Source organism: uncultured Methanobrevibacter sp., from assembly GCF_947169325.1.
Taxonomy (GTDB): Archaea; Methanobacteriota; Methanobacteria; order Methanobacteriales; family Methanobacteriaceae; genus Methanocatella.
On the sequence record NZ_CAMVPN010000109.1, the window covers coordinates 1 to 6216 of the forward strand.

The following is a 6216-nucleotide window of genomic DNA, read 5'->3' on the forward strand; positions in this document are numbered from 1 at the left end:
CAAGACTTCAGACTTCACAAATGAATTTCAATCCCATTATAGGTCTGATTTTAATGGTAGACCGACCAAGACTTCAGACTTCACAAATGAATTTCAATCCCATTATAGGTCTGATTTTAATCTGTATGGCTGCAGCACAGAAGATAGCTGCATATATATTTCAATCCCATTATAGGTCTGATTTTAATAAATTCTAACCTGAAATTTAAATGTTTTTCAGGGAGATTTCAATCCCATTATAGGTCTGATTTTAATTGAAAATAATTCTTCATAATTCATATTTGTAACTATATTTCAATCCCATTATAGGTCTGATTTTAATCAGTAATCATCAATCCTTGAGCTTCCTTGACTGTAATTTCAATCCCATTATAGGTCTGATTTTAATTTGACTGATTCTTCATAAATTTGACAATTTCATTAATTTCAATCCCATTATAGGTCTGATTTTAATTCAGATTTTAATGCCGCACTAAACAATCTAATCAAATTTCAATCCCATTATAGGTCTGATTTTAATTTATAAATCACATTATTATTCTCATCTAAACCAATATTTCAATCCTATTATAGGTCTGATTTTAATAAAGAGTATAATGATTGTTGTGATAGTTTTGTTCCTAATTTCAATCCCATTATAGGTCTGATTTTAATTTTATTTTCATCATTAAATAAGTATTTCCGTACAATATTTCAATCCCATTATAGGTCTGATTTTAATTTGGACAAAACATATGTGTATTATATATGTAGATACATTTCAATCCCATTATAGGTCTGATTTTAATATACTCAACTGAAAAAGCAGGTATCATCGGTGTATCATTTCAATCCCATTATAGGTCTGATTTTAATGCTGCAGATTCAACAAATGATGAAAGTTATAAAGAAATTTCAATCCCATTATAGGTCTGATTTTAATGAATGCGAAGACCCGTGCCACCGGTGTAGTGAAATTTCAATCCCATTATAGGTCTGATTTTAATTAATCCTGGAGCATGTACGCATTGTATTAATGAGTAATTTCAATCCCATTATAGGTCTGATTTTAATAAATCCTTCAGCAACTAATTTACTCCTACTAAATTGATTTCAATCCCATTATAGGTCTGATTTTAATTCATCAATGGCCAGTGAAGTTGAATCTGCAATTGAATTTCAATCCCATTATAGGTCTGATTTTAATATATGCTTAAGGCTGAAGAATATTCTAATTGGTTTAATTTCAATCCCATTATAGGTCTGATTTTAATCTTTTGTCCTCGTTGCGAAAATGAAAATGAGTTATATTTCAATCCCATTATAGGTCTGATTTTAATAGTATTACTATCGTTCATCAAAATGTATCAGCAAAATTTCAATCCCATTATAGGTCTGATTTTAATTTGTTCAAACAGTTATTAATATTTTCGGAAGATTATTTCAATCCCATTATAGGTCTGATTTTAATTTGAATATAGTAAAGAGTTCTTTGACATTTATCAAGATTTCAATCCCATTATAGGTCTGATTTTAATGAAGAAGAGGAGGTGTTATGCTCTACCAAGATTAAATTTCAATCCCATTATAGGTCTGATTTTAATTGATCTATAAAAAAAAGTTAATGCTATGGGGAGATTTCAATCCCATTATAGGTCTGATTTTAATTGATTCACCGGCTCATGTGGTTTGTTATAATAGTCTATTTCAATCCCATTATAGGTCTGATTTTAATTCTTTTTCTAAACCAGTGATTCGGTTTATTATTAATATTTCAATCCCATTATAGGTCTGATTTTAATATGGCAAGCAATCAGCTTACCATTAAGAACAGTCATATTTCAATCCCATTATAGGTCTGATTTTAATCGTTCTTTGTTTCCTTTACCTAACACAATAAAACTAATTTCAATCCCATTATAGGTCTGATTTTAATATTTACAGTACATACTTTAATTGAAGATTATGAAGTATTTCAATCCCATTATAGGTCTGATTTTAATTAGAGATAATACTAATGCTTATTTCTGGGCTTTTACATTTCAATCCCATTATAGGTCTGATTTTAATACTGCTATACCGATTATTGAAGAGGGAGCATATAAAATTTCAATCCCATTATAGGTCTGATTTTAATCAGGCCCCGCTTTTTTTACTGGATGTTTGAGTCCATTTCAATCCCATTATAGGTCTGATTTTAATAGGGACAAGGATGATTATTGTAACTGCTATATATATTTCAATCCCATTATAGGTCTGATTTTAATAGGGCGAAAATTTCTTTAAATAACCCAATCTAAAGTTTAAATTTATTCTTTAAAACACTTAAATTTGTCGATGATGAAATATGTATTATATTTATATAGATAAACAAAAATAATAAATTTCTTAAAAAAAGCTAAATATAATTTAACGATATTAAAAACTAAAAATATGAAAAATTATTGTGATACTAATCTATTTAACCATTTTAATCAGAAATTTTAAGAATTAAATCTATTCTTACATATATGAAAAAAAATATTATATTATTAAAAAAGGACGAACGTGACTAATTGAAAATAACAAATTAAAAAATTAGACCAAATATTAATTTAAAATTATTAATCTAAAAAATTTCTTCGATAGGGGCTTTTTCAATGCCTAAAACTTCCCGATTTAATAATTCTACCATCCTCAATTTATAAATTATGACTGAATCCACTTCTTCATCAATAATTTCAATTAAACCATCATAAACTAATTCAAATTCACTTTCTGATAATTCTCCTTCAAAAACAGAATTCTGAATCCAAAACAGATACTGTCTTAAAAATGATTTAACTTTATTAACTCTATCAACATTGATATCATAAACTATTATAACATACATCCTACCACCAAATTACAAATGGATCATATTTTTTAACATTTAATATGTGCTTTTTGAGTTTATAAGCTTCCAATCTAATCAGCCTTTGATAAGAAACATTTTTCTTCAAATCTTTGTGCTTGATTGTCTTTTCCAAACGATTATTGTATTCTTTAATAAACTTGTTCCTGCCAGAGTCATTTAGGAGGCAACAATTCAATTCCTGATTGAAATCCTTTTCTGTAATCATTTTCTTGTTTACCAAATAAAATATCAAACGGTCAACAAATATCGGTTTGAAAATCTCGCTTAAATCAAGTGAAAGTGAAAATCTCCTCCCAGCAGGTTCATGAAGATATGATATAGTTGGATTCAATTGAGTATTATACAACTCTGTTAGAACAGTAGAATACATCATTGAATTTCCAAAACTGATTAATGCATTGACCATGTTTTTAGGAGGCTGCCTTGATCTTCCGTCCATCCTGAAGTTTTCCGGCAGTATTTCATCAAATTTAGTATAGTATTCCGCCCGAATTCTTCCTTCAATATTTAGAATTTCAGTAATCTTATTAGCATTATCTAAATCTTGTAGAGTGTTTTCAATGTTTGAATCAATCTTATAGTATTTTAAGACTTTTAAGATATTTTTAGCAGAACCTTCAACGAATAATTTAGCAAGTTCAAGTCGTTTATCAGATTTTAAATAAAAATTTGCTTGTCTAACTAACAAATCACCAGAAAGCAATGTTTCCCTCGGATAATAAGTTCCACTATAAAATCCATAATAATTAAAGAAATGTATTGGAATTCCATTTTTTGAAAGCAGATTCATCACCTGTGATGAAAAGGTGATCTGGCCATAAGCATATATCGAATAAACCTTATTAATAGGAATTGGTTTTTTGCCTTTGGCATTGTGGAAATAGATAGTATTCTCTTTTCTCTTTAAGATTCCTTCCGATAGAATATAATAGTTCTTTTTTGGCATTGTTCACCTCATGAAAAGCAAAATTCGAAATAAGCGCACTTTCTGCAAATTTTTGATTTTTTAGGTTTTGGCATTTTATTTTCGTTGATGTAATTGATATCATCGATTATTCTTAGCAATTCATTTTCTTTTTCTTTTGTAAGGATTACCTCTTCCTTCTTTCTGTTTTTAGGATAATCTAAAAATCCTTTAATGTTATTAATATCTTTTTCATTTTTCAAGTAATACATATAATACAATAATTGAAATTCATGTGACATTTCCATTTTTTGAGTCTTTTTTACTTCATGAATTTCAATAGAATCTCTTATTTTAATGAAATCTATACTGATTAAGTTATCAATTAAAAAGTCTTTCTCTCGTTTAAATGAATTTTCATGTAAAATTTTACCTAAATTAACATTTTCCGATTCGTGTTCGAGTTGAATGTTGTGAGAAAATAGCCAAAGTTTAGTTTTACATATAAAATAATAGTTTATTTGGGTTCCATTTATCATCCTTAAAACACCATCAAAAACAACAATCTTCTTCATATAATCCTTCTTCAAAATTATAACATAAATCAATTATATTAAAAGATGTGCCTCCATAAAAGAAATTTTTTCCAGAAAATTTTTTAAATAATTTATATGTAACATTTATCGTACATTCCAATATTTTATTTAACCCTTCGCTTGTGAATTTATCGTTATAGTTATGATTGTTGAAAATTTGTTTAATGAATTCTGTTGCTAAAACATATTCTCCATTATATGAAAAACAAAATGGTAATACAGAAATATTTTCAACAGATATATCTCGTGTACGAATTCTTAATTGACCTCCCTCCTCTTCAGAATAAACAGGAGATTTCCCAAAAATAATATCCTCTCGAATAATATCTTTAAAATGATTTTTTACTATAATATCCTCCTTAAAACAATTTTCATCATATACCTCATTAATCATGTTAATACTATTATTAAATGTATATTCAGGATTATTTTTTAAAATCTTTCGAGTATTGTTTATAATATTATATCTATTACTCTCAATAGAGTCTTCCTTAGTGAAATAAGGATAACAATAATCCCCAGTATCAAAAATATACATTGTATATTCATGATTATCATTTAATTTATTGCATTGAATGCAATCACAATCATTAGAATTGTTAAAAGTCATTTTTCTATGAAGCCTACCTCCTCTTTGAATAATCGCATCAAAAGGAGCTAATTCAGATATTAATGTATCAAATGACATATTTAAACTAATTTCGGCAACTTGAGTTGCAACAAATATAAATTTTTTATTAGAATCATATCCATATTCTTTTAAAAGTTTTATGTCTTCATCTGTAGCTTTTTCATAAAGAACATTTGAAAAAGATTTGATAAGTTTTTCTTTAATGGGCCTATCTTTTTTCATAAATCTTGCATTATATAATATAATCTGTTTATCAGGATATAAATCACAAATATCCTTATAAATTTTTTGAGAAATAGGAACAGTATTAACAATAATTCCTAAATTTTTATCAATATTATCAGATAATAACTTAATAAATTCATCTGAAAAAATATTTTCTTCATAAATTTTTGAATGAATATACTTAAATTTAAAAGGATTTTTTTCAATATTCTTCTGATCCAACCCTGAACTTTGAATTTTAATATAATCATTATCTGAAAATTTATTTTTAATATATTTGGGAATAGTTGCACTCATAATCAAGTGTGGGATTTTTAAGAATTGTAAAATTTCACACAAAATCTCAATAAGATTTAATGTATAAGAATCATAAAAATGCAATTCATCGATAACAATCAGACTATTTATAATATTCCCAAATGCTCTAGGAGCATATTTATATCCATTTACTAAAGATAGTAAAAAATGATCAATAGTTGAGATATTAAATGCTTTTGAATAAATAATATTTTTATATTTATCAAAATAAGGATTAGAAGAATCTTCAGCATTTTTTATAAGAAAATTGAGAATTTCTGAATGATAAATTCCTAACCATTTTTTTGGAATATCATATTCTTTTTCAAATTCAAAATACATATTATTTGAAGTTACTTGGGTTGGTAATAAAAAAATTACTCTATTAATTAATTCATTTTCAAATAAACATTTAGAAAAAAGTAAAGATGCCAAAGTTTTTCCTTCGCCACAAGGCGCTTCCATAATCACAGGTTTAATCAATTCATGAATTTCTTTATCTTGCTTAATTTTCAGAATTAAATTTTGAATTGGATTTAAATTAATTTCTTCATCAATATTTTGAATTTGATTAAATATAATATCTGGAGAGGGATTTTCTGATAATATCTCCGGAATAGTTATTTCTTTTGCATTGTCTTCGAAATCACTGCTTAAACCATCACACATAGTTAAATATGACAAGGAT

The 6216-nt window shown here is 26.5% G+C and carries 4 protein-coding genes and 1 CRISPR repeat array; all 4 genes read right to left on the reverse strand.

The window, feature by feature from the left end:
• Positions 1–24: 24 nt before the first annotated feature.
• A CRISPR array of direct repeats spans positions 25–2246; the repeat unit is 31 nt; unit sequence ATTTCAATCCCATTATAGGTCTGATTTTAAT.
• Between the two features lie 341 nt (positions 2247–2587).
• Positions 2588–2851, reverse strand: a complete 264-nt coding sequence (cas2, locus tag Q0W26_RS10980) for a CRISPR-associated endonuclease Cas2 (RefSeq protein WP_298525244.1) — start codon at positions 2849–2851, stop codon at positions 2588–2590.
• A 1-nt stretch (position 2852) separates the two neighbouring features.
• The gene (gene cas1b, locus Q0W26_RS10985) at positions 2853–3821 is read right to left on the reverse strand and encodes a type I-B CRISPR-associated endonuclease Cas1b (protein WP_298525247.1); all 969 of its coding nucleotides are present in this window, start codon (positions 3819–3821) and stop codon (positions 2853–2855) included.
• Between the two features lie 8 nt (positions 3822–3829).
• On the reverse strand, positions 3830–4354 hold the full coding sequence (cas4, locus tag Q0W26_RS10990; RefSeq protein ID WP_298525249.1) for a CRISPR-associated protein Cas4: 525 nt from the start codon (positions 4352–4354) through the stop codon (positions 3830–3832).
• A partial coding sequence (gene cas3, locus Q0W26_RS10995) for a CRISPR-associated helicase Cas3' (protein WP_298525251.1) occupies positions 4332–6216 on the reverse strand: 1885 nt, incomplete at its 5' end. The genes cas3 and cas4, both read right to left, overlap by 23 nt.

Bases quoted from the DNA above. Each gene is read 5' to 3' on its own strand.
- cas2 (WP_298525244.1), bottom strand. From the start codon at position 2,851: ATGTATGTTATAATAGTTTATGATATCAATGTTGATAGAGTTAATAAA.
- cas1b (WP_298525247.1), bottom strand. From the start codon at position 3,821: ATGCCAAAAAAGAACTATTATATTCTATCGGAAGGAATCTTAAAGAGA.
- cas4 (WP_298525249.1), bottom strand. From the start codon at position 4,354: ATGAAGAAGATTGTTGTTTTTGATGGTGTTTTAAGGATGATAAATGGA.